Origin of the sequence: Chelatococcus sp. XZ-Ab1, from assembly GCF_029309855.1 — a bacterium.
Lineage (GTDB): Bacteria > Pseudomonadota > Alphaproteobacteria > Rhizobiales > Beijerinckiaceae > Chelatococcus_A > Chelatococcus_A sambhunathii.
On the sequence record NZ_JARKII010000007.1, the window covers coordinates 204,167 to 230,064 of the forward strand.

23 protein-coding genes, 1 tRNA gene and 1 riboswitch are annotated in these 25,898 nt (G+C 71.5%); of the genes, 19 read left to right on the forward strand and 5 right to left on the reverse strand.

What is annotated here, in order from left to right; translation table 11 throughout:
• Positions 1-59: 59 nt before the first annotated feature.
• Positions 60-1,472, reverse strand: coding sequence for a M48 family metalloprotease (locus tag P2T65_RS12445; protein WP_082464834.1), 1,413 nt, complete (start codon positions 1,470-1,472; stop codon positions 60-62).
• A 68-nt stretch (positions 1,473-1,540) separates the two neighbouring features.
• Positions 1,541-2,407, reverse strand: coding sequence for a thermonuclease family protein (locus tag P2T65_RS12450; RefSeq protein WP_276199881.1), 867 nt, complete (start codon positions 2,405-2,407; stop codon positions 1,541-1,543).
• Positions 2,408-2,427: 20 nt separating this feature from the next.
• Between P2T65_RS12450 and P2T65_RS12455 the strand changes: the two genes are divergently transcribed.
• The 13 genes from P2T65_RS12455 (at position 2,428) to cobJ (ending at position 15,141) form a co-directional block, all read left to right on the forward strand.
• Positions 2,428-2,504, forward strand: a tRNA-Arg gene (locus P2T65_RS12455).
• A gap of 128 nt (positions 2,505-2,632) precedes the next feature.
• Complete coding sequence (locus P2T65_RS12460; protein ID WP_055459745.1) at positions 2,633-3,994, forward strand: O-antigen ligase family protein; 1,362 nt, start codon at positions 2,633-2,635, stop codon at positions 3,992-3,994.
• On the forward strand, positions 3,991-4,680 hold the full coding sequence (locus P2T65_RS12465; protein WP_276199882.1) for a hypothetical protein: 690 nt from the start codon (positions 3,991-3,993) through the stop codon (positions 4,678-4,680). The genes P2T65_RS12460 and P2T65_RS12465 overlap by 4 nt, the downstream gene beginning before the upstream one ends.
• A 378-nt stretch (positions 4,681-5,058) precedes the next feature.
• Positions 5,059-5,472: a nucleoside diphosphate kinase regulator gene (gene rnk / locus P2T65_RS12470; protein ID WP_276199883.1), complete on the forward strand. Its 414-nt coding sequence runs from the start codon at positions 5,059-5,061 to the stop codon at positions 5,470-5,472.
• A gap of 64 nt (positions 5,473-5,536) precedes the next feature.
• A riboswitch (cobalamin riboswitch) is annotated at positions 5,537-5,727 on the forward strand.
• A 34-nt stretch (positions 5,728-5,761) separates the two neighbouring features.
• Positions 5,762-5,935, forward strand: a complete 174-nt coding sequence (locus P2T65_RS12475; protein ID WP_055459742.1) for a CbtB-domain containing protein — start codon at positions 5,762-5,764, stop codon at positions 5,933-5,935.
• A 6-nt stretch (positions 5,936-5,941) separates the two neighbouring features.
• On the forward strand, positions 5,942-6,667 hold the full coding sequence (locus P2T65_RS12480; protein ID WP_276199884.1) for a CbtA family protein: 726 nt from the start codon (positions 5,942-5,944) through the stop codon (positions 6,665-6,667).
• Positions 6,667-7,095, forward strand: a complete 429-nt coding sequence (locus P2T65_RS12485) for a DUF1636 domain-containing protein (protein WP_055459740.1) — start codon at positions 6,667-6,669, stop codon at positions 7,093-7,095. Before P2T65_RS12480 ends, P2T65_RS12485 begins: the two co-directional genes overlap by 1 nt.
• 67 nt (positions 7,096-7,162) lie before the next feature.
• Entirely contained in the window at positions 7,163-8,212 is a 1,050-nt protein-coding gene (gene cobW / locus P2T65_RS12490) for a cobalamin biosynthesis protein CobW (RefSeq protein ID WP_063188209.1), read from the forward strand.
• Positions 8,213-8,260: 48 nt separating this feature from the next.
• Positions 8,261-11,746: a cobaltochelatase subunit CobN gene (gene cobN / locus P2T65_RS12495; RefSeq protein WP_276199886.1), complete on the forward strand. Its 3,486-nt coding sequence runs from the start codon at positions 8,261-8,263 to the stop codon at positions 11,744-11,746.
• On the forward strand, positions 11,743-13,014 hold the full coding sequence (locus P2T65_RS12500; protein WP_276199887.1) for a precorrin-3B synthase: 1,272 nt from the start codon (positions 11,743-11,745) through the stop codon (positions 13,012-13,014). Before cobN ends, P2T65_RS12500 begins: the two co-directional genes overlap by 4 nt.
• Positions 13,011-13,643 (forward strand): precorrin-8X methylmutase, encoded by a 633-nt coding sequence (locus P2T65_RS12505; protein ID WP_276199888.1) that lies wholly within the window; start codon positions 13,011-13,013, stop codon positions 13,641-13,643. Before P2T65_RS12500 ends, P2T65_RS12505 begins: the two co-directional genes overlap by 4 nt.
• On the forward strand, positions 13,640-14,371 hold the full coding sequence (locus P2T65_RS12510; protein ID WP_276199889.1) for a precorrin-2 C(20)-methyltransferase: 732 nt from the start codon (positions 13,640-13,642) through the stop codon (positions 14,369-14,371). The genes P2T65_RS12505 and P2T65_RS12510 overlap by 4 nt, the downstream gene beginning before the upstream one ends.
• A complete protein-coding gene (gene cobJ, locus P2T65_RS12515) occupies positions 14,368-15,141 on the forward strand; it encodes a precorrin-3B C(17)-methyltransferase (protein WP_276199890.1) in 774 nt (257 codons plus the stop codon). Before P2T65_RS12510 ends, cobJ begins: the two co-directional genes overlap by 4 nt.
• Positions 15,142-15,248: 107 nt before the next feature.
• Here cobJ and P2T65_RS12520 read toward each other — a convergent pair whose 3' ends face one another.
• Positions 15,249-16,031 carry a cobalt-precorrin-6A reductase gene (locus P2T65_RS12520; protein ID WP_276199891.1) on the reverse strand — a complete coding sequence of 261 codons (783 nt, stop codon included), beginning with the start codon at positions 16,029-16,031 and terminating at the stop codon, positions 15,249-15,251.
• 28 nt (positions 16,032-16,059) lie between these two features.
• Here P2T65_RS12520 and cbiE point away from each other — a divergent pair, with 28 nt between their 5' ends.
• From cbiE to P2T65_RS12545, 5 genes are read left to right on the forward strand one after another with little or no spacing between them, the layout of a single operon-like run.
• Positions 16,060-17,289, forward strand: a complete 1,230-nt coding sequence (gene cbiE / locus P2T65_RS12525) for a precorrin-6y C5,15-methyltransferase (decarboxylating) subunit CbiE (RefSeq protein ID WP_276199919.1) — start codon at positions 16,060-16,062, stop codon at positions 17,287-17,289.
• Entirely contained in the window at positions 17,286-17,660 is a 375-nt protein-coding gene (locus P2T65_RS12530; RefSeq protein ID WP_276199892.1) for a cobalamin biosynthesis protein, read from the forward strand. The genes cbiE and P2T65_RS12530 overlap by 4 nt, the downstream gene beginning before the upstream one ends.
• Positions 17,657-18,430, forward strand: a complete 774-nt coding sequence (cobM, locus tag P2T65_RS12535) for a precorrin-4 C(11)-methyltransferase (protein WP_276199893.1) — start codon at positions 17,657-17,659, stop codon at positions 18,428-18,430. The genes P2T65_RS12530 and cobM overlap by 4 nt, the downstream gene beginning before the upstream one ends.
• Positions 18,430-19,212 (forward strand): uroporphyrinogen-III C-methyltransferase, encoded by a 783-nt coding sequence (gene cobA / locus P2T65_RS12540; protein WP_276199920.1) that lies wholly within the window; start codon positions 18,430-18,432, stop codon positions 19,210-19,212. The genes cobM and cobA overlap by 1 nt, the downstream gene beginning before the upstream one ends.
• Positions 19,209-20,711, forward strand: coding sequence for a cobyrinate a,c-diamide synthase (locus P2T65_RS12545; RefSeq protein ID WP_276199894.1), 1,503 nt, complete (start codon positions 19,209-19,211; stop codon positions 20,709-20,711). The genes cobA and P2T65_RS12545 overlap by 4 nt, the downstream gene beginning before the upstream one ends.
• A 6-nt stretch (positions 20,712-20,717) precedes the next feature.
• Here P2T65_RS12545 and P2T65_RS12550 read toward each other — a convergent pair whose 3' ends face one another.
• Both P2T65_RS12550 and P2T65_RS12555 read right to left on the reverse strand, forming a co-directional pair.
• The gene (locus tag P2T65_RS12550; protein ID WP_082464831.1) at positions 20,718-21,233 is read right to left on the reverse strand and encodes a CAP domain-containing protein; all 516 of its coding nucleotides are present in this window, start codon (positions 21,231-21,233) and stop codon (positions 20,718-20,720) included.
• 1 nt (position 21,234) lies between these two features.
• The gene (locus P2T65_RS12555) at positions 21,235-23,781 is read right to left on the reverse strand and encodes a DUF3772 domain-containing protein (RefSeq protein ID WP_276199895.1); all 2,547 of its coding nucleotides are present in this window, start codon (positions 23,779-23,781) and stop codon (positions 21,235-21,237) included.
• Positions 23,782-23,991: 210 nt separating this feature from the next.
• On the opposite strand from P2T65_RS12555, the gene P2T65_RS12560 reads away from it, so the two are divergent.
• A complete protein-coding gene (locus P2T65_RS12560; RefSeq protein WP_276199896.1) occupies positions 23,992-25,782 on the forward strand; it encodes a glucan ABC transporter ATP-binding protein/ permease in 1,791 nt (596 codons plus the stop codon).
• The last annotated feature ends 116 nt before the right edge of the window (positions 25,783-25,898 follow it).

Consider the following 25,898-nt stretch of genomic DNA (forward strand, 5'->3'; position numbering starts at 1 on the left):
CATGCACCTGCACCATTCGCAGGCGCGCCGTTCCGCGACCTGGCAGGCCGCGCAGCCGATCATTCTTCCGTGATGATCTTGTAGGTCCAGCCGGGCGTCAGCGGCTTGCCCGCAGTCAGGCCATTCAGCACGAGAAAGCGCTCGAGCGGCCGGTCGGGCGCCGACATGCGGCTTGCGAGGCTCTCGGGCGTGTCGCCGGGCTGCGCCGTGATCAAGGCGATGCGGCGCGGCCGGATGGACGCGATTTCGTGCGTGGAGAGCCGGCGGAAGCTCGCGAGGGTCTGTCGGAAGGCGCGCATGGTGGCGGTGCTGTTGTCGCGCGAGGCGTAGACGAGGCGGTAGACGGCACCGTCGACGCGGATGGCGGCCAGCTGGAAATACCACTCCTTGCCCTGGGTGGTGCCAGTCGCCGCCGGCAGGCCGTTGATCGTCGTCTCGGTGATGTTCTGGGTCGTCATGCCCTCGATCCAGCCCGAGGCGAGGAAGTCCCGGAGGCTCTGTGCCGGCGGCAGCTCGACGGCGTCGAGGCGGAGGGCATGCGAGCCGTCGGGCGAGACGCCGAACACGGCTTGGGCCGTATTATCGAGCTGGAATCCCTCCGGTCCGGCGAAGGTGATGCCCAGGCGCGGATGCTGGAAGCGGCGTCCCTGAACGACGCCGTCGGCCGGGTCCTCGCCATAGGCGATGCCGTTGATGGCGTTGAGATAGGCATTGCGGTCGGCCGCCCCAGCCCGCGTGCTGCTGGCCAGCCGTGCCGCGGCGATGGCCTGGGACACGCGCTCCGGCGTTGTCGGGTGGGTCGAGAGGAAGTTCTGCCCCTGGGCCGACCGGCTCGAGCTTCCATTGAGCTCGGCGTTGCGGCTGAGAGAGACGAGGAAGCGCGCCGCACCATAGGGGTCGTAACCCGCCTTGGCGATGGTGCGCACGCCGATGCGGTCCGCCTCGAGCTCCTGGGCGCGCGAGAAGCCTGCGATCGACAGGCGCGTCTCGTCTCGCACCTGCTCGCTCGCCGCCGGGTCGTTCAGCACCTCGGAGACCACGCGGCTGACGAGCATGGAGCGCTGCTCCATCTCCGCGCGCGCGACAGCGTGGCGTGCGGTGACGTGGGCGATCTCGTGCGCCAGTACGCCGGCGATCTCCGACGTGTCGTTGGCGAGCGCGAGCAGACCGCGCGTGACATAGACGTTGCCGGTCGGAAGGGCGAAGGCGTTGACAGTCGGGGAGTTGAGGATGGTGACGCGATAGCTCTCTGCCGGACGGTCGCTCGCCGGCGCCAGCTTGGCCACAACCTGCTGCAGCAACTGCTCGGCCCTGGCGTTGCGGTATTCGCCGCCGAGCGCGGTGACGAGTTGCTGGTGCTCGCGGCTTGCTGCCCGGTCGAGCCCCGTCAGCCGCGGCGCCGCCGGCGGCAGGGGGGCAGTGTCCGGCAGCCGGCTATTGTCGAAAGCACAGCCGGCCAGGAGAAGTGCCATGGCAAGTCCTGCCGCCAGACGCGCGGTACGTCCCGGCAAGACCAGACCTGTCCTGTCGCTCAGCCTGCTCATTCCGTTCCGGCCACCTCGATCCGCTCTATGTCTTCCGCCCGTGTTACCTCGATCAGCGGGCCGCCGCGCAGCTCGACGACGCCGCGTACACGCACCCGGCGCCCTTTGAGAGAGGCCGCAGAGAGACCGGCCGCGCGCATGGTCTCCCAGATCGGTTTCGAGACGGAGACCGTCATGTCCTCAGACCAGCTCCGGCCGAAATTGAGATAGGTACGGGCTGTACGCTCGCCTACACTCGCCACCGTGCCCTCGACGATGGCGAACCGCCCCGCCAAGGCTGCAAGCCCGTCAAGATCGCTCGCCTCCCGCACCGCATGCTCGGCTTCGCGCCACAGCCCGCGTACCTCGCGCCGCGCTTCTGTCTCTGCCGCGAGCAACGTCGGTATGCAACCCTTCACGCCATACTGCGGCCACACACGCGCCAAACCGTTCCGCACCAACAGCTCCTCGAGCATCATGACATCGGATGCGCCTTCGGCGTCGGTTGACGCGTGTTGTGGGAAAACGTCCCACGCGGCCGAAAAGTTCTTTCCGACCAAGATTGAGGCAACATTGCGGCCCCAGCGGTCCGTTCCCGCCCCGATTGCGGCAAGCGTGACCTCTTCTCCGGCGAGTGTTGCAAGTCGTCCACGCCAGGTTTCGGCCGCCGGCCCGTCCTGCGGCAGCACAGCGCCGGCAAGTCGCACCGTGCGGCCGTCGTCGAGGCGGAAGTCGCCATGCTGCGTGACGGCAGCGATGCGCGCCGTGCCGGCGATGCGCCCCGGGCAGGAGGCTGCGCGAGCCGGCGCCGCTGCGATGAGCGCCACGAGAACGGCCGCGATGCCGACATGATGCATGTGCCGCGCTGCAATTTCGAGAATCATGTGCTAAAGGGGCTGCGGTTGTCCCGGTAGCTCAGCAGGATAGAGCAACGGTTTCCTAAACCGTAGGTCACAGGTTCGAATCCTGTCCGGGACACCATCCCGTCCATTGTTATCCCGCCAGCAGTGGGCCGGCCAGCGCTTGCGGCGCCGCCCGCGCGTGGGCGCGTGGCAATTTGTGCCGGGCGGCGGTAGTCTCATGTTTCGGGAGCCAGCGGGGCGCCGCGGATGCAACAGACGGGAACCGGCAAGGCGCAACTGCGCCGCCCGGGGGATGGCGATGTCGCTCAAAGGCCCGCCGTGATCCGGCTGGTTGCGCTGGCGGCGCTTGTCGTGCTTTTCGATGTCTTTCGGCCGCAGATAGTCGGCATCGACTTCGAGCAGGCCATCGAGATCTATTCGCCGCTGTTGCGCGGCCTGCTCATCGGCATCTACGCCCTTGGCCTCTGCTTCGGCCTGATGGTGCCGCGCCGCTTCGCAGCCACGCTGCTGCGCGCGTGGCCCGTCTTCCCGGTGCTGCTTCTCGCGGCGTTGTCTGCCTTTTGGTCGCCGCTTCCGGGGGTGACATTGCAGAAGGCCTTCGCCAGCACGGCGACCTTCGTCCTCGGCTGCGGCTATGTTGCGTATTTCGGCGCCCGCGAGACCTTGCGTCTGGTCGCCATCGTCCTCGCCATCGGCATCCTCGCCAGCGCGCTCTTTGCCTTCGCTGCGCCCGAACAGGCGTTGCACCAGCGCACGGATGCCTTCGAATCCATCCATGCCGGTGTCTGGCGGGGCGTCTTCTACCATCGCGTGCTGCTGGGTCAGGCGGCGGCCCTCACCTGCATCACCTGGCTCTTCTGCGCCGGGCCGTCCCTCGGGCCGCTCGTTCTGCGTCTCGCTATCGCCGCCGTGGCCGTGCTTTGTCTCGTGCGGTCGGAATCGGCCGGCGGCTATGCGGCGCTCGTCATCGGGGTTGCCGCCATGGCCGGGCTTCGCCTCCTCGAAGGGGCCGGGCGGAGCCTGCGCGGCGTGCTGCTGGTCCTTGGCCTCTTCTTCCTCGTTCCGCTGCTGCTCGCGTCGCAGGCGCTGCTCGCCGCCGGCATCATGGCCCTCGGCCGAGACCTCACCTTCACCGGCCGCTGGCAATTGTGGGTCCTGCTGATCGATCTCGCGAGGGAGAATCCCTGGCTCGGTTACGGCTTCAGCGCCGGCTACCAGGTGCTTCGGCCGGCCATCACAGCGATGTTCGGCTACGATTTCGTCAATCCGCACAGCGGCTACATGGACATTCTCATCGGCCTTGGCGTCGTCGGGCTCCTCGCCGCTCTCTTCGTCCTCTTCGTTCTCCTTCGCCAGTCCTTGCGTCTCGCCTTGCGGGAGGACGTGGCACGGCTCGGAGCCTTGCGCTGTATGCCTTTCGCCGTCGCTGTCTTCCTGATCGGTGCGAATGTGGTCGAAGCCATGCTGATCGAGAGCCGCGGCTTCGCCACCGCGCTGCTCGCGCTGACCTTCGCGGCCGCGGGTGATGCGGCACGCGGCATCACGGCTACCCGGCGTCGGGCTACGGGGCTGGCCGTTCTGCCCATCCTTTCGGGACAGACGCGATGAGGCGCGCCACGACCCTCCTCCCTGCCGTCGCGCTGGTCGCCGCCGGTCTTGTCATGTTGCGGTCCGAGTGCTGGGCAGTTCGCGCGATGGGAACCCTTGTGCCGGAGTTCGGCGCAAGACAGCTGTCGCGCGTCGCGATCGCTGATTCGCCCGTTCCGGGACCGGTCGGCGGCGTCGAATCGGGCGAGGTTCTGGCCGTTGCCGCACTGGCCTGCGACAGCGAGTGGCTGGCGCTGGTGGCGCGGCGGAGCGGCGAGGAGGCGGAGCGGCAGCGCGGGGCCTGCGCCGATCTGCGCCGGCGCCTCGTGCGGGCCTCGCCCCGTTCGGGCGATGCCTGGCTTGCGCTGGCTGCCACCCACGTGACCGGGGGGCGCCTCGACGACCAGGGCAGGTCTGCCCTCGCCCTGTCGATCCGCACCATGCCTTTCGAGGCGTGGATGGCGGAGCGGCGGGTGCTCTTCGCTTTCGATGCCTTCGACGCCCTCACGCCGGACGAACGCAGGCGCATCGCGGTGGATTTCGCCATCCTCGTGATGTCCGGGCATCGCATGCAGCATATCCTCGCCCGCGCTGCGCTGGACCCGCGGGCCGAGAGAACTGCGCTGGCGCTGGGTGATCTGGCGGGCGCGGAGGTGCGTGCCTGGTTCGCCACCCAACTCGCGCGGCTCGATGCCGCCGAGAAGTGACGCTGTCCACAGGCCGCAGCGCGTCAGCCCGTTTGACACCCGCTCCGGCCGAACCCATATTCGATGGATGATGTTGAAGGTCGTGCCACAGCGCCGTTTCCTGCTTCGCGCGGGTTCTCTCATCGCGGGAATATAGCCCCGGACGCGGTGTGGCCATTGGGCTGCCCGGGTTCGGGGCAGCCGCCGGGCTTCGGCCTGACGACCGCCGGCGTAGGCCGGCCATACACGACATCACACGACAGTCATCCACATCATGCGGCCAGGGCGCCGCGCGCCGGCCGGCCGTAGAGGCGGTCGCGCTGCGAGGGCCGTTCCGCGAGCGGCCTGCCCGTCAGGAAGCGGCACCGGGCCGTCGAACGCTCATCGGGAGGTTATTCCATGTCCGCCGTATCGTCGCGCCGCGCCTTGCGCCGTCCGCCCATCACGGTCTCGCAGGAGGATTTCGACCGGCTTTACGCGCTGGCCGAGGCCGCGGCAGATCGCCAGCCGGAGCTCGCCGAGAATCTCCTGGGCGAACTCGACCGGGCCAAGGTGCTGCCCGCAGGCAAGCTGCGCAGCGCCGTCGTCGCCATGGGCTCGCGCGTCACCTTCGAGGACGAGGTGACCGGCAAGGTGCAGACGGTCGAGCTCGTCTACCCCGGTGAGGCCGATATCGCGGCCGGCCGCATCTCCATCCTGACTCCAATCGGCGTCGCGCTCATCGGCCTCGCCGCCGGCCAGTCGATCTCGTGGGAGACGCGCGGCGGCGAGCGGCGGCAGCTCAAGGTCCACGCCGTCGAGGAGCGGTCGTGAGGCGCCACCGGGCGCCTCGGCGGTGACGCTCGGCAAAAAGCGTGATTGCAAGCGCCTCGTGAAACGGTAATGTGCCGGTGACGGTGCCTCGCTCCCGCGAGGTGAAAAGGGAACGCGGTCGAAAGCCGCGGCTGCCCCCGCAACTGTAGGCGGCAAGCGCCGGGCCGGATGCCACTGGGACCCACGGGTCCCGGGAAGGCGGCCCGGGGACGAGAGCCGCAAGCCAGGAGACCTGCCGTCGCCGATCCACGCGTGAGGCTGCCGGGTGTGGCAGCCAGGGAGATGCACGATGACCGCAGTCGCAACCGCCCGCGTTGCCAGCCGCGCCGAAGCCTTCAAGGCGGCGCTTCTCGCCTTCGTCCTCGGCACGGGCCTCGTCTTCGTGACGGGCTTCGCCCATCCCGACACCATCCACGATGCCGCCCACGACACGCGCCACGCCCTGAGCTTCCCCTGCCACTGACGGGCAATGCTTCAACGCGTGCTCGCGGTCGGCCTTGTGGCCGGCCTCGTTGCCGGGCTTGCGGTTGCGGTCCTGCAGCATTTCACCACGACGCCGCTGATCCTGGCGGCGGAGGTCTATGAGGTCGAGGCCGAGCAGCAGGCCGGTGGCCTGCTGGTGCCGGCCAATATCATCCTCGCTCACGGCGGCCACGGCGCCGGTGCTGCCGCATCGGGCGGTGAGGCCGGCTTCGATGCCGGCAGGACCTTGCTGACCGGGCTTACCACGATCGTCACGGCCGTCGGCTTCGCCCTCGTCATCCTCGCCGCCATGATCGCGGCAGGCGGGCGCATCGACGAGCGCCGGGCCCTCGGCTTCGCCTTCGCCGCCTTCCTCGCCGCCGGGCTTGCACCGGCCCTTGGCCTCGCGCCGGAACTGCCCGGCAGCGCCGCCGCGCCGCTGCTGGCGCGGCAGGTCTGGTGGATCGCGACGGCGGCGCTGACCGCGGGCGGCCTGTGGCTGTTCGTGCACCACGGCGCGTTCTGGGCCCGAGCTATCGCCCTTGCCATGATCGCGGCGCCGCACGTCGTCGGCGCGCCGCATCCGGCCGCCTACGAGAGCCGCGTGCCGGCCGAACTCGCCGCCCAGTTCGCCGCCACCTCGCTTGCCGTCCAGGCGGTGCTGTGGCTGTTGACCGGGCTCCTCGTCGGTCTCCTCTGGCAGCATCTGGCCCGCCGGGCGGGTGAGGCGTGATGGCGGCGCCCGACGTCACCGTCTTCGTCTGCGTCTCCTGCCGGCGGCGCGCCGACAATGCCGTCGGCTTCGATGAGCCGGGCCGCGTGCTCGCCGAGCGCCTCGCCGACCGGCTGGCCGATGACGCGCCCGGCGCCGCGGTGGTGCCGGTCGAGTGCCTCGCCGTCTGCAACCGCCCCTGCACGGTGGCGCTCGTCGGTGACGGCAAGTGGACCTATCTCGTCGGTGACCTCGACAACGAGGCCCATCTCGACGACATCGCCGCTGCCGCACGGGCTTATGGCGCCACCGAGAACGGCATCATCGCCTGGAAGGAGCGGCCGCTGCCCTTCCGTAAGGGCGTCGTCGCGCGCGTGCCGCCCCTGGCCTTTCGCCCGCAGACGCCGACGCCGGCCCTGAGCGGCAGCGATGCGCTGACGCAGGACTAGCCGCGCCGCTCCTGGCGCAGCCCCCGATTTTCTTGTGCCGCCGTGATGCGGCAGACTGGACCGACAGATGCAAGCGACCCTTCCAGCAACGACGGCCAAGGTGCCGTGTACCATCGTCACCGGCTTCCTTGGCGCGGGCAAGACGACCCTCGTGCGCCGCATCCTCGAGGGCGGCCACGGCCGGCGCATTGCCGTCATCGTTAACGAATTCGGCGACGTCGGCTTCGACGGCTCGTTCCTTTCCGGCTGCGGCATCGCCGGCTGCCCGGAGGAGGCGGTGGTGGAGCTGCCCAACGGCTGCCTGTGCTGCACGGTGGCGGATGACTTCGTGCCGGCGCTCGACCGGTTGCTCGCCATTGAGCCGGCGCCCGACCACATCGTCATCGAGACCTCGGGCCTCGCCCTGCCCAAGCCGCTCGTCAGCGCCTTCAACTGGCCGCAGATCCGCTCGCGCGTCACCGTCGACGGCGTCGTCGCCGTGGTCGACGGGCCGGCCGTGGCGGAGGGGCGCTTTGCCGACGATCCCGCCGCGCTGGCGGCGCAGCGTGCGGCGGACGAGACGCTCGACCACGACAATCCGCTCGAGGAGGTGTTCGAGGACCAGATTCTGTGCGCCGACCTCATCGTGCTCAACAAGACGGACCTGATGAGCTCGGCCGAGATCGAGGCCGTGTCAGCACAGATTGCCAGCGAACTGCCGCGCGCGGTCAAGATCGTGCCGGCGGCCAACGGCGCCATCGACGCGCGCGTGCTGATCGGCCTCGGCGCGGCGGCGGAGAACGACCTTGCCGCCCGTCCGTCGCACCATGACGACATCGGCGAGCACGACCACGACGACTTCGAGAGCGCTGTCTTCCCGGTGGCCGATGTCGATTCGCCCGAGGAGATCGCCCGGCGCGTCGCCGCCGCGGGCGCGGTGGATGGCGTCCTGCGCATCAAGGGTTTCCTCGCGCTGCCGGACAAGCCCATGCGGCTCGTGGTGCAGGCGGTGGGATCCCGAGTAGGCCATCATTTCGACCGGGCATGGAAGCCGGGTGAGGAGCGCGCGGGCCGGCTCGTCGTCATAGGCCTCAAGGGCTTCGACCAGGCTGCGGTGGCGGGCGCGCTCGCCGGGTGAGGGACGCGCGGGCCCGCCGGCCCGCGTGAGAGGTGAGGGACGGAGGCAATGCACCTCCTCGCGACGACATCCGTGACGCTCGACGAGGCGAACGAGGCGGTGGATGTCGCCCAGTCGCCGGGCGACATTGTCGTGCTCTCCTTCGCCGACAGCGACCTTGCGCTCGTCGCGGCCGCCCATGCCCGTCTCGCCCATGCTCGCTCCGGCAGCGACTTTCCCAGCCTGCGCCTCGCCGACCTCAAGCGGCTGCGCCATCCCCTGTCGGTCGACCTCTACGTCGATCAGGTGGCGGCGAAGGCGCGTTTCGTCCTGGTGCGTTGCCTCGGCGGCGTCGACTACTGGCGCTACGGCCTCGAGCGCCTGTCACAGCTCGCGCGGGAGACGGGCTTGATGCTCGCGGCGGTGCCCGGCGAACCGCGGCCCGACCCTGCGCTCATGGCGCTCTCCAGCGCCTCGCCGGACCTGCTGCGCGCGCTCCATGCCGATTTCTCGGCCGGCAGCGAGGCAGCGATGCAGGCAATGCTCGGCCGCATCGCCGCCGCCCTCGGCCATGAAGCGGCGAGCGAGACCGCGTCTGCACCGCCGGCGCCGCTGCCGCCGCTCGTCGCCTGGTCGGCGGAGGGCGGGGCCGTGGAGCCCGTGGCGGCGCTCGCAAGCCTGCCGGCGGACCGGCCGGTCGTGCCGCTCCTCTTCTATCGTTCGGCGCTCGCGGCCGGGGATGTCGCGCCGGTCGCAGCCCTTGCCGAAGCCCTGGCCGTGCGTGGCCTCGCGCCGCTGCCGCTGGCGCTCACCAGCCTGAAGGACCCTGCCGTCGCCGAGCCGCTGCGCCGGCTCCTCGCGTTGCGCCCGCCCGCCGTGATCGTCGCGCTGACGGGCTTTTCGGCGCGGGACGATGCCGGCTTCGTCCTCGACGCGGCCGGGGTGCCCGTCATCCAGGCGATCGTCTCGGGCAGCACGCGCGAGGCCTGGGCGGAGGCGCCGGCCGGCCTCGCCGCGGCGGATCTTGCCATGCAGGTCGTGCTGCCGGAGGCGGACGGGCGCCTCATCGGCCGCGCCGTCGCCTTCAAGGAATGGGCGCTCGACGTGCCCGCGGCCGATTTCGTCGGCCGGCGCAAGGTCGCCGATCCGGAGGGAGTGGCGGCGGTCGCGGACCTTGCCGCCCGCTGGGCGCGCCTTGCCGCGACGCCGCGCGGCGAGCGGCGCCTTGCCTTCGTCCTGTCCGACTATCCTGCCCGTGCCGGCCGCGCCGGCTATGCCGTTGGGCTCGACACGCCGGCGAGCCTCTGCGCCATCTTCGACGATCTCGCCGCGGTCGGCTTCGACACACGCCGCAGCTTCGATGTGGCCGACGTGATGCCGCGGCTGACGGGCGCCGTGCCTCCCTCCCCCCGCTTGCGGGGGGAGGGGGCCAGGGGGCACCCGGTCGCCGCGGCTGATCTCTCCCGAGATTCGGCGGCCCCCGGCGAAGCGCTCCTGTCCCTTGCCGATTACCGCGCCTGGTTCTCCGCCCTGCCCGCCGCGCTGCAGGCGGAGGTTCTGGACCGCTGGGGCGCGCCTGAATCGGACCCCGCCTGTCGCGACGGCCATTTCGTCTTCCCCGTGCTGCGCGCGGGCAAGGCGCTTGCCGCCCTGCAGCCGGGCCGCGGCCTGCCTGACGCCGACAGGAAGGCGTTGCATCACGCGCCGGACGTGCCGCCCTGCCACGGCTATCTCGCCTTCTATCTGGCGCTCAGGCGCTCCGGCGTCGATGCCCTCGTCCATCTCGGCACGCACGGCACCATGGAATGGCTGCCGGGCAAGGCCGTAGCGCTATCGGGCGTCTGCTGGCCGCAGGTGGTGACGGGCGACCTGCCGGTGATCTATCCCTTCATCGTCAACGATCCCGGCGAGGCGGCGCCCACCAAGCGGCGTATCGCGGCCCTGACGCTCGGCCATCTCACGCCGCCGCTCGCCATCGGTGGACTCCACGGCGAGGCGGCCGGACTGCGCGACCTCGTGGAGGAATATGCCGGCGCACAGGTGCTCGACCCGCGCCGGGCGACACTCCTTGCCGAGGACATCCTGTCGCGTGCCGAAGCCGCCGGCCTCGCCGCCGAGTGCGGCATCGTCCCGGGCATGGGGATGGCGGAGGCGCTGAGCGCGCTCGATGCGCATCTTTGCGATCTCGCCGAAGTTTCGTTCGCCGCGGGACTGCACGTCTTCGGCCGCAGCCCCGCGGCACCTGAGCGGGCGCGTCTTCTGGCCGAGATCGCCGGGCTCGACGAACCGGAGGCCGCGCGCGTGGCCGAGGCTGTCGCGGCGAGCGGCGCGGCCGAGCGTGAGGCACTCGTCGCCGCGCTCGACGGGCGTTTCGTGCCGCCGGGCCCATCGGGATCGCCTGCCCGCGGGCAGGTGGAGGTGCTGCCCACCGGCCGCAACATGACGACGCTCGATCCGCGCGCCGTCCCCACCCCGGCTGCCACCCGGCTCGGCGAGCGCGCCGCCGCCGAAGTGGTCCGCCGCCATCTGCAGGAGACGGGCGACTGGCCGCGCCGCATCGTCATGGACCTGTGGGCCTCGCCCACCATGCGCACCGGCGGTGAGGACATCGCCCACGCGCTGGCGCTGATGGGCGCGAAGCCGGAGTGGGACCATGCCTCCGGCCGTGTCGGCGGCTTCACCATCCTGCCTCTGGCGCTGCTCGACCGGCCGCGCGTCGACGTCACCCTGCGCGTCTCGGGCGCCTTTCGTGATACCTTCCCCGTCCAGCTGGCGCTGCTCGACCAGGCGGCGCGGGCGGTCGCGGCGCTCGACGAGGAGGACGGCTGGAACCCGCTCGCCGCCGCGCGCCGCGCCGGTGGCCTCCTGTCCCGCGTCTTCGGCGCCGCGCCGGGCCGCTACGGCATGGGGCTGGCGGACCGGGTCCTGGCGGATGACGACGCCGCGCGCGCGGACCTCGCCGCGCTCTACCTGGCCGCGACCGACCACGCTTATGGTGCCGGGCCGGCGCGCCGGGATGCCTCCTTCGCGGAGCGGCTCGCGGCGGCCGATGCCTTCGTCCACGTGTCCGACACGCGCGAGCGCGACATCCTCGACGGCGACGACGCCATGGAGGCCATCGGCGGTTTCGCCGTCGCCGGGCGGGACGGGGCGCTCGTCTTCAGTCTCGATACCAGCCGGCCGGAGGCGCCGCGCGTGCGCACCGTGGAGGAGGACGTCGCCCGCCTCGTCCGCGGCCGGCTCGCCAACCCGCGCTGGATCGCCGGCCAGCTCGCTCACGGCTGGCGCGGCGCTGCGGAGCTCGCCCAGTCGCTCGATGCCGTCTTCATCTGTGCGGCCACCACGGGCGCAGTGTCGGACCATCAGTTCGACATGCTGTTTTCCGCCTATGTCGGCGACGAGGCGGTTTTCGCCCAGGTGCGGGAGGCCAATCCCCCGGCCGCCGGTGCTATCCTCGAGCGTTTCGCCGCGGCCCGCCGCCGCGGCCTGTGGCGCTCGCGGCTCAATTCCGCCGCCACCCGGCTGGAGACCCTCGTCCAGGAGGCCGCGGCATGAGCGGCGCGGCTCCCGTACCGGCCAGCCGACGCGGCTGGTGTCCGGGCATCGCCCGCCCCATGGCGACCGGCGACGGCCTGCTCGTGCGCATCCACCCGCGCCACGGCTCCTTGACGGCGGCACAGCTTGGAGGGCTCGCCGATCTGGCTGAGCGCTACGGCAACGGCCTCGCCGATGTGACGAGCCGCGGCAACCTGCAGTTGCGCGGTGTTGCCGAGGCCGATCATGGCGCGCTCTCTGACGCGCTCGCCGGACTCGGCTTCATCGATGATTTGCCGGCAACGGGACCGCAGCGCATCGTCTTTCTGCATCCGCTCGCGGGTCTCGACGGACTGCGCGATCTGCGCCCGCTCGCTGATGCCATCGAGGCCGAGCTGCGGCCGCTGCGCGCGAAGCTCCCCGGCAAGTTCTGCATCGCCCTTGGACATGCAGGCACCGCGCCCGCCGTGGCAGCGGACGTCGAGGTCGCCATCGATGCCGACGGCAACGCTGTCGTCCATTTTCCCGGCGCGCAACCGCCTGAGGCGGACACGCCCTGCTCCCCTCCTTCGCAAGGGAGGAGGAGACAGGAGGCCGGGCTCCCGGCCCGGATCGTGGCGCTGGTATTGGAGTTCCTCGCCCGTCGCGCCGCCAAGCGTAGTCCCCGACAACGAAGCGATGTGCCGGCTAATTACCTCGGCCTTCTGCCAGCCGGCGAGCAACCGATCCTCGCCGTCGCCCCGGCCTTCGGCCGCCTCGCCGCTGCCGACATGCGCCGGCTCGCCGGTTGGGCCGGCCGCCACGGCGCGGGAGAACTGCGCCTGACGCCGTCCCGAGCCGTGCTCATCCCGCATCTTGACAGGGACGCGGCGGACGGGCTGATGCGCGAGGCGCGGGCGGCCGGCTTCATCGTCGATGCCGATGATCCGCGTGCCTTGCTTGTCGCCTGTCCGGGGCGGCCGGCCTGCCGGAGCGCCTTCGCGCCGGCGCAGGCCGATGCCCTGCGCCTCGCCGGCGTGGCCGGGCTCCTCGGCGCCGTGCATGTCTCGGGCTGCGCCAAGGGCTGTGCGCGCCAGGCGCCAGCGCCGCTCACGCTGGTGGCCCAGGCGGGCGGCTATGGCGTGGTGCTCGACGGCACGGTGCGCGATGCGCCGCTCGCCGTCCGCTCAGCGGCGGAGATCGAGGCGCTGCTGCAGCAGGTTGTCGCGACTGGCCCGTCGCGGGGCGAGGCAATCGCTTCCCTCGTCCGCGCGTTGGGATCTGAACCGGGGAAGGAGATGCCGCGATGAGCGGCCGTTACGATTACGAGCGCTACGGGGCGGCGATCTATCGCGCTTCCTTCGCCATCATCCGCGCCGAGGCGGATCTTGCGCGCTTTTCCGGCGCCGCCGAGCGCGTCGTCGTGCGCATGATCCACGCCTGCGGCATGACGGACCTGTCGCAGGACGTCGACATGTCCGGCGGCTTCGCGGAAGCGGCGGCGGCGGCCCTGCGCCGGGGCGCGCCCATCCTCTGCGACGCGCGCATGGTGGCGAACGGCATCACCCGCGCGCGCCTGCCGGCGGGCAACGAGGTCGTCTGCACGCTCGACGACCCGCGCGTGCCGGCCCTCGCCGAGAAGATCGGCAACACCCGCACCGCCGCGGCCATGGAGCTGTGGCGCGCGCGGCTCGCCGGCAGCCTCGTCGTCGTCGGCAATGCGCCCACGGCGCTGTTCCGTCTGCTGGAAATGCTGGACGAGGGCGCGCCGCTGCCGGCTGCCATCATCGGCATCCCCGTCGGCTTCGTCGGCGCGGCCGAATCGAAGGCGGCGCTCGCCGCCGACGGGCGCGTGCCGCACCTCGTCGTCCACGGCCGGCGCGGCGGCAGCGCCATGGCGGCCGCGGCGGTCAACGCCCTTGCGAGCGATAGCGAATGACCACCCCAGGCAAGCTCTTCGGTGTCGGCATGGGGCCGGGCGACGCCGGCTATGTGACGCTGCGCGCCCGCGCAGTGGTGCTCGAGGCGGGCGTCGTCGCCCATTTCGCCAAGAAGGGGCGGCGCGGCCATGCCCGCACCATCGCGGATGCGGCCATCGGCACAGGCAGGCGCGAAATGGCCCTCGTCTATCCGGTGACGACCGAGATCGCCGTCGCCGATCCGGGCTACGGTGCCGCCATCACGTCCTTCTACGACGAGGCGGCCGAGGCGATCGCCCGGGAACTCGCCGCCGGCACCGATGTCGCCGTGCTATGCGAGGGCGACCCCTTCTTCTACGGCTCCTTCATGCATCTGTGGCGGCGCCTGCGGGGGCGCTTCGCGGTGGAGGTGGTGCCGGGCGTCACCGGCATGTCGGGCTGCTGGTCACGCGCCGGCGTGCCCATCACCTGGGGCGACGACGTGCTCACGGTGCTGCCGGCGACGCTCGCGAAGGAGGACCTGGTGCGCCGTCTCGGCACGACGGACGCCGCCGTCATCATGAAGCTCGGCCGCAACCTCCCCAAGGTGCGTGCGGCGCTGATCGAGGCCGGGCTCATCGAGCGCGCTGTCTTCGTCGAGCGCGGCACGATGGACGGCGAGATCGTCTGCCCCCTCGCCGAGAAGGCGGACGACGAAGCGCCCTATTTCGCCATGGTGCTGGTGCCCGGCGAGGGGCGCCGGCTGTGAGCGCGCCGGGCCGTCTCGTCATCGTCGGCCTCGGGCCCGGCGAGCCGCACTGGCTGACGCCGGCGGCGCGCGCCGCGCTTGACGGCGCGAGCGACCTCATCGGCTACGGACCCTATCTCGACCGCCTCGGCGACCTGCGGCCCGACCAGCGCCGCCACGCCTCCGACAACCGCGTGGAGCTGGAGCGGGCGCGCCACGCGCTCACGCTCGCCGCCGAGGGCCGGCGGGTGGTTGTCGTGTCGGGCGGTGATCCCGGCGTCTTCGCCATGGCGGCGGCCGTGTTCGAGGCGGTCGAAGGGGGCGATCCCGCCTGGGCGGGGCTCGACATCCAGGTGGAGCCCGGCGTCACCGCCATGCTCGCCGCCGCGGCCCGGGCCGGCGCGCCGCTCGGCGGCGATTTCTGCGCCATCTCCCTGTCCGACAATCTGAAGCCCTGGGAGGTGCTGGAGAAGCGGCTCGCTGCGGCGCTGTCGGCCGATTTCGTCATCTGCCTCTACAACCCCATCTCGCGCGCGCGGCCTTGGCAGCTCGGGCGCGCCCTCGCCATCGCCCGCGAGCATCGCGCGCCGGAAACGCCCGTCATCTTCGCCCGGGCCGTGGGGCGTGCCGACGAGAAGCTGACGGTGATGCCTCTCGCCGAGGCGGCCGGCGGCCTCGCCGACATGGCGACCCTCGTCATTATCGGGGCCTCGACGACGCGCTGCGTGCGACGGCCGGCCGGTGAACGACCCTGGGTCTACACGCCGCGCAGCTACGGAGGCGGGCGATGAACAGAGCGGCGTCAATTCTCCCCTCCCCCTTGTGGGGAGGGGTCGGGGGTGGGGGGCGTCAGGCCGGGCGCCGGTCGCTTGTACAGCGGATGGCGCTACCCCCCTCCCTAACCCACCCCCCCCAAGGGGGGGGGGGCGCTGGCGCTCCGGTGCCTGGCAATGAGCCATGCCAGCGCCGCCTCGGCGGTCTCGACCATCGGCACGTCAGGCCGGTCGGGCCGTCGCACCATGACGACGGGCAGGCCGAGCTTGCGGGCCGCGATGATCTTGGCCTCGGTGGCGCGGCCGCCGGCATTCTTCGAGACGACGACATCGATCGCCTCACGCCGCATCAGCGCCACCTCGTCCTCCACCGCGAACGGCCCGCGCGCCCGGATGAGCGTGGCGGACGCGAGAAGCCCCTTCGCCGGCTCGATGCTGCGCACGACATAATGGTGCTGGGGCGCCGCGGCGAAAACGGACAGTTCCTGGCGCCCGATGGTGAGGAAGACGCGGGCAGGCGTCGTGCCGAGCGCCGCCGCCGCGCCCGCCATGTCGGCGACCTCGATCCAGTTATCATCCGGCCGATGCTGCCACGACGGCCTCGTGAGGGCGAGAAGCGGCACGCCCGCCATCCCGCAGGCGGCGGCCGCATTCGCGCTCATGCGAGCGGCGAAGGGATGCGTCGCATCGACGACGGCCGCAATCCGTTCTCGGGCGAGGAAATGCGCCAGCCCGTCCATGCCGCCAAAGCCGCCGATGCGTGTCGCGACAGGCGCGGCGGCCGGCGCGCTCGTGCGCCCGGCGAGCGACAGCACGGGCTCGAACCGCGTATCCTCCGCCACGAGCCGGGCAAGGGTCGTCGCCTCGCTGGTGCCGCCGAGAAGGAGAATGCGCATGGCCGCTGACATGCCGGACTTCTCGCCCAACGCAGCGCCGATGTCGAGCGCCGCGCGGATGAGCGCGGGGCCCTGGCTGACGATTGTCGGCATCGGGGAGGACGGGCGCGGCGGCTTGTCTCCCGCCGCGCTCGCGGCGCTCGAGGCGGCCGAGCTCGTGGTCGGCGGGGAGCGGCACCTCGCGCTCGCCGCGCCCTTTCCCGGCCGGGCCCTCGCCTGGCCGAGCCCGCTCAAGGAGGCTTTTCCGGAAATCCTCGCCCATCGCGGCCGCCCGGTGTGCATCCTCGCCAGCGGCGATCCCTTCAATTATGGCATCGGCGCGCAGATCGCCGCCCTCGTGCCGGCCGACGAACTGCTGTGCCTGCCTCAGCCCTCCTCCTTCTCGCTCGCCGCCGCGCGTCTCGGCTGGTCGCTGCCGGACGCCGCGACCATCAGCCTGCACGGCCGCGCGCTCGCCGGCATCGTGCCTTACCTGCTGCCCGGTGCGCGGCTCATCGTGCTGACATGGGACGGCACGACGCCCGGCAAGGTGGCGACGCTGCTCACGGAGCGTGGCTTCGGCGCCTCGCGCCTCACCGTGTTCGAGGCCATGGGTGGGCCGCGCGAGCGGCGCCTTGTGGCGTCGGCGCAAGGCTTCGATCTTGCCGGGATCGGTCCGCTCAACACGCTCGCCGTCGAGGTCCTCGCCGGCCCGGACGCCCGGGTCGTGACGCTGGTGCCGGGGCGCGACGATGCCTGGTTCGACAACGACGGCCAGCTCACCAAGAGCGAGATCCGCGCCGTGACCCTGGCGGCGCTCGCCCCGCGCGCGGGCGAGGTGTTGTGGGATATTGGCGCCGGCGCCGGCTCCATCGCCATCGAATGGTGCCTTGCCCATCCCCGTAACCGCGCCTTCGCCATCGAGGAGCGGCCGGACCGCGCCGCGCGTGCCGCGGCGAATGCGGACAGGCTCGGCGCGATCGCTGTCACGGTGGTGGAAGCCCGGGCGCCGGAAGGGCTCGCCGACCTGCCGCGGCCTGAGGCCGTCTTTATCGGCGGCGGGCTGACGGATGCCGGCGTCTTCGAGGCGGCCTGGGCCGCCATGCCGACCGGCGCGCGGCTCGTCGCCAATGCCGTGACCCTGGAGAGCGAACAGCGGCTCGCCGCACTCTTCGCCGCCCACGGCGGGCGGCTGCGGCGCCTCTCCGTCGCCCGGGCCGAGCCGGTCGGCGGCTTCCATGGCTGGCGCACGGCGATGCCCGTGACGCAATGGATGGTGGACAAGCCATGATCGCCCTCGGCATCGGTCTTACCAGCGCTGTCGACGGCGCGGCCATTGCCGCGCTCGCACGCCGAGCGTTGGCCCATGCCGGACTGGAGGCGTCCGTGCTCGCCGTGCCCGACTGGCGCGCGGACCTGCCGGCGGTGGCCGCGGCGGCGCGCCTCTTGGGCCTGCCGGTCGCGCCGGTATCGCGCGCGGCCATGCAGACCGTCGAGGCGGCCGTGGTGACGCGCTCGCCCGAAAGCCTTGCCCGCTACGGCGTCGGCTCGGTCGCCGAAGCGGCGGCGCTCGTCGCCGCCGGACGCGGCGCGCGCCTGCTCGTGGCGCGCCTTGCAGAGGCGGGGGCGACCTGCGCCGTGGCGGAAGGGGAGGGGCCATGACCGTCCATTTCATCGGCGCGGGTCCCGGCGCCGCCGATCTCATGACCCTGCGCGGGCGCAGCCTCGTCGAGCGCTGTCCGGTCTGCCTCTATGCCGGCTCCATCCTGCCGCCGGAGATCCTCTCCTGGTGCCCGCCGGGTGCGCGCCTCGTCGATACGGCCGGACTCGACCTCGATGCCATCGCCGCCGAGTTCGAGCGTGCCCATGCGCTCGGGCAGGACGTGGCGCGCCTCCACTCGGGCGACCTCTCCATCTGGAGCGCGGTGGCCGAGCAGATGCGCCGGCTCGATGCCCTTGGCATTCCTTATACGCTGACGCCGGGCGTGCCGGCTTTCGCCGCGGCTGCGGCTGCGCTCGGGCGAGAGCTGACGCTGCCCGGCGTCGCCCAGTCGCTCGTGCTCACCCGTACCGGCAGCCGCGCCTCGCCCATGCCGGACAGGGAGAAGCTCGCCGCCTTCGCCGCGACGGGTGCCACGCTCGCCATCCATCTCTCCATCCATGTCATCGACAAGGTGGTGGATGAGCTCACGCCGCACTACGGGCCGGATTGCCCGGCGGCCGTGGTCTGGCGTGCGTCCTGGCCGGACGAGCGTATCCTGAGGGGTACCCTCTCCGGCATCGCCGGCGAGGTGGCGCGCGAGAAGCTGGAGCGCACCGCGCTCATCCTCGTCGGGCCGGCGCTGGCTCGCGAGGATTTCCGCGACAGCGCGCTTTATACGAAGACCTATGCGCGGCGCTTCCGCCCGCAGGAGGGGGAGAGCGAGACGTGATGAGGCTGCCGGAGATCGAGACGCCCGCCTTCGCGCCCGGCTCGGTTTGGCTCGTCGGCGCCGGCCCCGGCGATCCCGGGCTCCTGACGCTCCATGCCGTCAAGGCGCTCGTCGAGGCGGACGTCATCGTCCACGACGCGCTCGTCGATCCGCGCATCCTCGCGCTCGCACCGTCTTCGGCTCGGCGCGAATATGCCGGCAAGCGCGGCGGCAAGCCCTCGGCGTGCCAGCGCGACATCTCAGAGCGGCTGGTCGCGCTCGCGCGCGAGGGGCTGCGCGTGCTGCGCCTCAAGGGAGGCGATCCCTTCGTCTTCGGCCGCGGCGGCGAGGAGGTGCTGGCGCTCGCCGCCGCCGGCGTGCCGTTCCACGTGGTGCCCGGCCTGTCGAGCGGCATTGCCGCACTCGCCGCCCACGCCCTTCCGGCGACGACGCGCGACACCAACCACGCCGTCATTCTCGCTACCGGCCATGCGGCGCCGGGCGAGGAGGGCGCGGACTGGGCGGCGCTTGCCCGGGCGGGCGTGCCCATCGTGCTTTACATGGCCGTCGCCAACCTGCCCGCCATCGTTGCCGGACTCAAGGCCGGTGGCATGTCGGGCGCGACACTAGCGCTCGCGGTGGAGCGGGTCTCGACCTTGGACGAGCGGCTTGTGGAGGGCACGCTCGACGAGCTTGCCGCGCTCGCCGCTGGCGGCGGCCTCAACGCGCCGGCGGTAATCGCTGTGGGCGCCATAGCGCGGTTCCGCGCCATGCTCGCCGCTCGCCTGAAGGAGGCTTCGTGAGCCCCGGCCTCCTCATCGCCGCCCCACGCTCCGGCTCCGGCAAGACGACGATCACGCTTGCGGTGATGCGGGCGCTCAGCCGGCGCGGCCTTGTCGTGCAGGGCGCCAAATGCGGGCCGGACTATATCGACCCGGCCTTCCATGCCGCGGCGACCGGGCGGCCGAGCTTCAACCTCGACAGCTTCGCCATGCCGCCGGCGCTGCTGGAGGATCTTGTCACCGACCATGCGGCGGCCGACCTCGTCATTGCCGAGGGCTCCATGGGGCTCTTCGACGGTGTGACCGGCGGCGAGGGGGCGACCGGCGCCAGCGCCGACATCGCCGCCCGCTTCGGCTGGCCGGTCGTGCTGGTGCTCGACGTCTCGGGCCAGGCGCAGTCGGCGGCCGCGACGGCTCTCGGCTTCCGCAGCTACGATCCGCGCGTGATGATCGCCGGCGTCATCCTCAACAACGTCGCGAGCGAGCGCCACCGGCGCCTCTCGGCCGACGGCATGGCGCGGATCGGCCTGCCCGTCGTCGGCGTCGTCATGCGCCGCAAGGAGATCATCCTGCCCGAGCGCCACCTCGGCCTCGTCCAGGCGGGCGAGACGGCCGACCTCGCCGCCCGCCTCGACGCACTGGCGGACCTCGCGGAGGCGTCGATCGATCTCGACGCCTTGCTGCACGCTGCGCGGCAATCGCAAAACGCTGGCGACGACCGGGAGCGACAGGCTCCCTCCCCCCGCTTTGCGGTTGGGAGGGTTGGGGTGGGGGGCAGCGGCGCGACGATCGACAGCCGGCCCATCCAAGCGGGAACACCCCCCACCCCTAGCCCCTTCCAACCGAAAGGCGGGGGGAGGGGAACGGCGCCCAGTCCTTCATCGCCCAGCCTTCGACCGCCCGGCCGCCCATCGCTCCGCCTGCCACCGCCCGGCCGGCGTATCGCGCTGGCGCAGGATGCGGCCTTTTCCTTCGTCTATCCGCATGTGCTCGACGGCTGGCGGCAGGCGGGGGCGGAGATCGTGCCCTTCTCGCCGCTGGAGGACGAGCCGCCGGCGGACGATTGCGACGCCTGCTGGCTGCCGGGCGGCTATCCGGAACTGCATGCCGGGCGACTCGCCGGCAATGCGCGCTTCCTCGACGGCCTCCGCGGGTTCGCGGCCAGCCGGCTGGTGCACGGCGAATGCGGCGGCTACATGGTGCTGGGCGAGGCGCTGGAGGATGCCGAAGGTGTGACGCACGCCATGGCCGGCCTGCTGCCCGTCGTCACCTCCTTCGCGAGGCGCCGCCTGCACCTCGGTTATCGCATCGCGACGCTGGCCCGCGACAGCGTCCTCGGCTCCGCCGGCGCGGTGCTCGTCGGCCACGAGTTCCACTATGCCTCGGTGACGGCCGGCGCCCCGGGCGAGGTCGATTGCCTGGCGCAGGTGCGCGATGCACATGGAACGGACATCGGCCCGGTGGGCCATCTGCGCGGGCGCGTCAGCGGCACCTTCTTTCACGCTATCGCTCCGCGCTGAGCCCTCTCAGGGGCTGGCGACGATCAGCGCCCAGTAGACCTTGTATTTCGACCCCGGCGCATAGGCCGTGGCGATGCCGAGGCGCGTCGCGCTGGGCGCCAGCATGGTGCGGTCGTGCTGGGGCGATTCGCGCCAGCCGGAGAAGGCCTCCGCCATGGTGTGGTAGCCGGCCGAGAGGTTGACGGCGGGAGAGGCGACGCCCGCCGCGGCGAGGCGCTGCTTCACCGCATCGGCCGAGCTCGGCCTGTCGGCCGCCGCCATGCGCTCAGCCTCTGCCTGCGCCTCGCGCTGCAGGGCGGCGTCGACGGCGACGGGCGGCAGGCCGTGGTTGCGGCGGTAGGCCGAGATCATCCCCGCGGCGCTTGCGGCATCGACGCTCGCACCGGCCGAGGCGAGGGAGCGGTAGAAGGCCGGCTGCTGCGTCTCCGGCTGCGAGGAGCAGGCTGCCAGGAGCGCGAGCGGGGCTGCGGCAAGCGCGCGGCGCAGGAGTTGCTGAACGGAGGAGGTGTTCACCATGGTCATCCTATGAAGATTGGGACGTCTCGGCCGCACTCGCGGGCGCCGGCGGTGCCCTTGTGGCATCTGTCAGCCGTTCGAGGACCTGTTCCAGCCGTTCGGTGCCGCGCACGTGGAGGTCACGCTGCGGATAGGGGATCTCGATGCCCGCCTCGCGCAGCTTTCGGAAGATGGAGAAGAGCAGGGCGCTCTTCACGCCGAGCGACGCCTCGACATTGCCGACGAAGCAACGCAGCTCGAAGTCGAGCGAGGAATCGCCGAACCGGATGAACAGGACCGTCGGAGCGGGCTCGCTCAGCACCTCCGAATGCTCGCGGGCGCAGCTCTCGAGGATGCGCGCTACCTCGTCCGGATCGGCGTCATAGGAGACGCCGACGGGCACGATGATGCGGCCGATGCGGTTGTTGTGTACCCAGTTCTTGACGACGCCGGAGATGAGGTTGGAATTGGGCACGATGACCGCTGCCCGGTCGAAAGTCTCGATCTCCGTCGCGCGCACGTTGATGCGCCGCACGTAGCCCTGCTCGTCGCCGACGACGACCCAGTCACCGACGCGGATCGGCCGCTCCCACAGGAGGATGAGGCCGGAGACGAAGTTGTTGACGACCGACTGCAGGCCGAAACCGATGCCGACGGAGAGGGCACCGGCGACGATCGCGATCTTCTCCAGGCTGAGGCCCATCTGGGCCGTTGCGAGCGCGACCGCCAGGAAGAAGCCGAGATAGCCGGTCGCCGTCCGGATGGAGTTGCGCAGCCCGGAATCGAGCTCCGTCGCTGGCAGGAACTTCTGGTCGAGCCAGCGCTGCACGGCCCGCGTCACCACGATCACGATGAGAAAGGTGACGATGGAGATGGCGATCGCTGTCGGCGACAGTCTGACCTCGCCGAGCTGGATGCCGGCGAGCCCGCTGCGCAGCGAGCCGAGGATGTCGGACGATTCGATTCCCCATGGTGCGAGCACCAGCACGATGGCAGCGATGGCGAGCAGGATGCGGATCGTGCCGCCCGCGAGCACCGACAGCTGGTCGAGCGCGCGACGGCGCAGCCCGAGGCTGGTTTGCAGCGAGAGCGCGAAGCGGCTGTTGGGGCGGATCGCGTGCTCGAAGGTTTCCTCGACCAGGACGAGCAGCAGGAAGAGCACCGCCGCGAGCGTCGCCACCCAGACGATCTGCTCGACGAGGAAGGTGGCGAGGGCGATGTAGCCGGCGAGGCAGGCGATGAGGATGATCGCCGCCACCAGCCAGCCAAGGGCCTTGAGAGGACCGCCGGCCCGGCTGTCGGGCACATAGGGGCCGAGGCAGGCTTCGTCGCTGGCACCGGTCGATTGCGTTCGGTGCAGCGTCACCGCCAGCAGCGCCGCGATCGCAACAGCATGGACGCCCCGCAGGAAGACGAGGACGGCATAGTCGGCGCCGATCGATTCGGCGATGCGCTCGAGTGTGGTGAACAGCAGGACCAGTGCCGAGCCGGTCGTGACTGCCGTGACGAGAATGCGCGCCGTTACCTCCTGTGCCGGCAGCAGCCGCCAGGCAGGCAGGCCGGGGGCGAGGAGGCCGTGGGCGAGAGAGCGCACGAAGGTGAGGAAGACGAGGCTCGTCAGGAAGGTGCCGACGATCGGCGCGACCCGCGGCGGCAGCAGCTGGATGCTCTCGAGCGCAAGATAGAGCACCAACACCCCGGCAAGGACCGGCACCGTCTGGGCCAGCACGATGCCGAGGGCTGTCACGGACTGCCGCAGCCGGCTCGGGTCCGTCACCTCCGCGGGGCGGCGTGCGACATGCGGCAGCAGCCGGACGCGCGCGAAATGCAGGGCAAGCCCGATGCCGAGGGCGGCGAGCAGCGCCAGCACCTCCCCGCTGCGGGCGCGCCGCTCGAAGGTCGCCAGCCAGTCGCGCGCAACGGTGGAGAGCGCGGCGAACTCGCCCGGCAGGGCCGAAAGCAAGCGCGACCAGAGATGAGGGCTGAGCAGGCTATGCGTGCGCTGGAAGATCATGCGCGTAAAGGCCGCCTGCCGCCGTTCGGCCAACGTGGCCCGGATCTGCTCGGACTGCACCTGCAGTGCCCTGGCGAGGCGAATCGTGTCCTCGAGCTCCTTCAGCGAGCGGCTGCGTTCCTCCCGCTCACGGCTGATCTCCGCCGTCTCCGGTGCGGCTCCGGCCGCCGGCGCCGGGCCGAGTTGGGTCAGGCGCTCCTTGACGGCATCGGCCTTCGGCGTCAGGGCCGTGAGGGTTGCCTGAATCCGCGCCGCTGGCGCCTCTAGCAGCTGGCGCAGCCGCTGCAGGTCGTCGTCCGAAAGATCCTGGCGCGTCAGGGCGTTCTCGATCTGGTCGAGCTGGGCCCTTACCCCGTCGAGCTGCGCCCGATGGATAGCGGCATCCTGACCGTTGCCCGGCTCCGCGACCGCTCCCGATGGCGCTGCCAGCACCGGGGGGCGTTGCTCTGCCGCGTCCTGTGCAGCGGCGGCCAGGCTTGCGGGCCAGCAGAAGCCGATGGAAAGGCTGGTGGCGAGGACGATGGCCGCCGCAAGGGGAAGGATCGGGACAGGATGTGTCATGCGCATGCGGCATCCGCTGCTTCGGCTCAGCCCCCCGGCCGTCGCCCGCGGCAACCTCTTTGGCGGTTGCGGCAAAGACAAGGCGGGGAAGTTGTGCTCTGTGGGCAGCAAGCGGGCCTTTGGTGAAGGAAGCGTTAACGCAGGACGGGCGGGTTGCGGCGGCAGGCGCCGGCGGGCAAGCTGCAGGCCCGGTCCACTTTCGCGGACACCATGTCGATCATCCGTCTCTACGTCCGTGTCCTCGGCCTCCTCAGGGACGAGGCGCGTTTGGCGCTCGCGCTCGCCCTCGCCAATATCGCACTCGCCGCAACTTTGTTCGCCGAGCCCGTGCTGTTCGGCCGGCTCATCGACGTGCTTGCCCGGGCCCAGTCGCCGGGTGTGCCGCTCGATATGCGCCGTCTCTCCCTGTTGGCCGGTCTGTGGGTCGCCTTCGGCCTGTTCTCAATCGCCATGGGTGTCGTCGTCGCGCTGCATGCTGATCGGCTGTCGCATCGACGGCGCCTCGCCGTCATGGCCCGGCTCTTCGAGCACGTCCTCGGCCTGCCCCTGTCCTTCCACGGCGAGACCCATTCCGGCCGGCTCCTCAAGGTGATGCTGGAAGGCGCGAACGGCATGGCGAGCCTGTGGCTCTCCTTCTTCCGCGAGCATTGCGCCGCCTTCGTCATGCTCGTCGTGCTGCTGCCGCTGTCGCTCGTCATCAACCTGCGCCTTGGCGCGCTGCTGCTCGTCCTCGTGCTCGTCTTCGCGGTGCTGATCAACTTCGTCCTCAGGCGCACGCAGACGAAGCAGGGCACGGTCGAGCGCTACCACAGCGCGCTGGCCGAGCGGGCCTCCGACGCCCTCGGCAACGTGCCCGTCATCCAGAGCTTCACGCGCATCGAGGCGGAGGCGCGCGCCCTGCGCGAGACGACGGACCGGCTGCTCGCGGCCCAGACGCCGGTCCTGTCCTGGTGGGCGCTGGCCGCGATCTCGACCCGCGCGGCGGCGACGCTGACGATCCTCGCCGTCTTCCTTCTCGGCACCTGGCTGCATCTGCGTGACGAGGCGAGCATCGGCGAGATCGTCACCTTCATGAGCCTCGCCACCTTGCTCATCGGCCGGCTGGAGCAGGCGGTCGGCTTCGTCAACGTGCTCTTCATGCAGGCGCCGAAGATCGCCGAGTTCTTTGCCGTGGCCGACACTGCACCCACCGTCGCCGACCGGCCGGACGCGATCGACGCCCGGCAACTCTCGGGCGCCGTCGCGTTCGACGGGGTGAGCTTCTCCTACGATGGCAAGCGGGCCGCGGTCGCGGACGTGACCTTCACCGTCTCCCCCGGCGAGACGGTGGCGCTCGTCGGCGCCACCGGCTCGGGCAAGTCGACGACGCTCGGCCTGCTCTACCGTGCCTTCGATCCGCAATCGGGCACGATTACGGTGGACGGGCGCGACATCCGTTCGCTGACACTCGAGAGCCTGCGCCACAACATCGGCGTCGTCTTCCAGGAGCCGATGCTCTTCGCCCGCTCCATCGCCGAGAACCTTGCCGTGGGCAAGCCTGACGCGAGCGAGGGCGAAATGCGGGCGGCGCTCGCGAAGGCGCAGGCCAGCGACTTTCTCGCCCGTCAGCCGGACGGGCTCGCCACCGTCATCGGCGAGCGCGGGCGCACGCTCTCGGGCGGTGAGCGCCAGCGCCTCTCCATCGCCCGCGTCCTCCTCAAGAACCCGCCGATCCTCATCCTCGACGAGGCGACGAGCGCGCTCGACGCGGCGACCGAGGCGAAGCTCCAGAAGGCGCTCGAAGCGGTCATGACTGGGCGCACCACCTTCGTCATCGCCCACCGGCTGGCTACCATCCGCAACGCCGACCGCATCCTCGTCTTCTCGGACGGCCGTATCATCGAGAGCGGCAGCTTCGCGGAGCTGGTAGCCAAGGGCGGCCATTTCGCGGCCCTCGCCCGGGCGCAGTTCCTGGCCGAGGCCGAGGCGCAGCCGGAGGGCGCCGGCATCGCCGAGACGTGAGGTCCCGCGGGTCATGATGGTGCGTGCCATGGGGCCGCGGCCAAATCGCCGCACGGCCCCCCGCCGCCATGCCGAGCCGCTGCTCTTTGCGCCGTCCGAACCGGCGGCGGCCTGCA

Excerpts from the sequence above, each read along its gene's own strand:
- P2T65_RS12445 (WP_082464834.1), bottom strand. The coding sequence starts at position 1,472 with ATGGCACTTCTCCTGGCCGGCTGTGCTTTCGACAATAGCCGGCTGCCG.
- P2T65_RS12450 (WP_276199881.1), bottom strand. The coding sequence starts at position 2,407 with ATGATTCTCGAAATTGCAGCGCGGCACATGCATCATGTCGGCATCGCG.
- P2T65_RS12460 (WP_055459745.1), top strand. The coding sequence starts at position 2,633 with ATGCAACAGACGGGAACCGGCAAGGCGCAACTGCGCCGCCCGGGGGAT.
- P2T65_RS12465 (WP_276199882.1), top strand. The coding sequence starts at position 3,991 with ATGAGGCGCGCCACGACCCTCCTCCCTGCCGTCGCGCTGGTCGCCGCC.
- rnk (WP_276199883.1), top strand. The coding sequence starts at position 5,059 with ATGTCCGCCGTATCGTCGCGCCGCGCCTTGCGCCGTCCGCCCATCACG.
- P2T65_RS12475 (WP_055459742.1), top strand. The coding sequence starts at position 5,762 with ATGACCGCAGTCGCAACCGCCCGCGTTGCCAGCCGCGCCGAAGCCTTC.
- P2T65_RS12480 (WP_276199884.1), top strand. The coding sequence starts at position 5,942 with ATGCTTCAACGCGTGCTCGCGGTCGGCCTTGTGGCCGGCCTCGTTGCC.
- P2T65_RS12485 (WP_055459740.1), top strand. The coding sequence starts at position 6,667 with ATGGCGGCGCCCGACGTCACCGTCTTCGTCTGCGTCTCCTGCCGGCGG.
- cobW (WP_063188209.1), top strand. The coding sequence starts at position 7,163 with ATGCAAGCGACCCTTCCAGCAACGACGGCCAAGGTGCCGTGTACCATC.
- cobN (WP_276199886.1), top strand. The coding sequence starts at position 8,261 with ATGCACCTCCTCGCGACGACATCCGTGACGCTCGACGAGGCGAACGAG.
- P2T65_RS12500 (WP_276199887.1), top strand. The coding sequence starts at position 11,743 with ATGAGCGGCGCGGCTCCCGTACCGGCCAGCCGACGCGGCTGGTGTCCG.
- P2T65_RS12505 (WP_276199888.1), top strand. The coding sequence starts at position 13,011 with ATGAGCGGCCGTTACGATTACGAGCGCTACGGGGCGGCGATCTATCGC.
- P2T65_RS12510 (WP_276199889.1), top strand. The coding sequence starts at position 13,640 with ATGACCACCCCAGGCAAGCTCTTCGGTGTCGGCATGGGGCCGGGCGAC.
- P2T65_RS12520 (WP_276199891.1), bottom strand. The coding sequence starts at position 16,031 with ATGTCAGCGGCCATGCGCATTCTCCTTCTCGGCGGCACCAGCGAGGCG.
- cbiE (WP_276199919.1), top strand. The coding sequence starts at position 16,060 with ATGTCGAGCGCCGCGCGGATGAGCGCGGGGCCCTGGCTGACGATTGTC.
- P2T65_RS12530 (WP_276199892.1), top strand. The coding sequence starts at position 17,286 with ATGATCGCCCTCGGCATCGGTCTTACCAGCGCTGTCGACGGCGCGGCC.
- cobM (WP_276199893.1), top strand. The coding sequence starts at position 17,657 with ATGACCGTCCATTTCATCGGCGCGGGTCCCGGCGCCGCCGATCTCATG.
- cobA (WP_276199920.1), top strand. The coding sequence starts at position 18,430 with ATGAGGCTGCCGGAGATCGAGACGCCCGCCTTCGCGCCCGGCTCGGTT.
- P2T65_RS12550 (WP_082464831.1), bottom strand. The coding sequence starts at position 21,233 with ATGACCATGGTGAACACCTCCTCCGTTCAGCAACTCCTGCGCCGCGCG.
- P2T65_RS12555 (WP_276199895.1), bottom strand. The coding sequence starts at position 23,781 with ATGACACATCCTGTCCCGATCCTTCCCCTTGCGGCGGCCATCGTCCTC.
- P2T65_RS12560 (WP_276199896.1), top strand. The coding sequence starts at position 23,992 with ATGTCGATCATCCGTCTCTACGTCCGTGTCCTCGGCCTCCTCAGGGAC.